General features: G+C 49.7%; 1 pseudogene. It reads left to right on the forward strand.

The annotated features are described in order from the left end of the window. A pseudogene (locus NGM28_RS28460) lies at window positions 1-514 on the forward strand (HNH endonuclease); the annotation flags it as partial. Window positions 515-717 lie beyond the last annotated feature (203 nt).

The raw sequence follows: 717 nt of genomic DNA on the forward strand, positions 1-717 counted from the left end.
TCGAACCCTGGATCATTATTTGCCAAAAGCCAACTATCCGAAGCTGGCAATCATTCCCCATAACTTGATCCCTGCCTGCCGTGATTGTAATACCGACAAGCGCAACCCCCTGATTGACCATCCACATCGGCAACCACTTCACCCTTATCTGGACAAACGACAGTTTTTCGAGGAAAGATGGATCAGTGTTTGCATATCCCACACCAGCCCCTGCACGATCATCTATAGCGCCAGTCCACCGGATGACTGGAGTGATGACGACAAGGCAAGGGCAGTTAATCACTTTGACTTGTTCGGAATTGCCGAGCGCTACAGTATCCAAGCGGGCTCTGAACTTAGCATCCTGATGGATTTGCGTGTGAACTATTTCAGAAACCAGCCCCCAGAAGCGTTCTCTGATTTCCTCCGTTCAGGTGCTAATGCAACTAGCTTGCTGATCAATGGATGGAAGAAGGTACTTTACGAAGCCTTGGCGGATGACGCCTTGTTTTGCAATACCGAGTTCTGGCCGTGATTACCCGGTTGCGACAGGTAGCCTGTGGCCGAAAGCAGTCATCCTCGACTGGCTAGTTTTTGCCGATCCCAAATGGCCGCTTTGGATTGAAAGCGGCCATCCAAGATTCACCATTTGCAAATCAGTTGAGTGCAAGCATTTGACCATCAACGCATAGAGGTAAACGGTCCTGAGCAGACCTCAGTCACGAATTCTGATGTACT

Source organism: Pseudomonas sp. MWU13-3659 (assembly GCF_023757525.1).
GTDB lineage: Bacteria > Pseudomonadota > Gammaproteobacteria > Pseudomonadales > Pseudomonadaceae > Aquipseudomonas > Aquipseudomonas entomophila_E.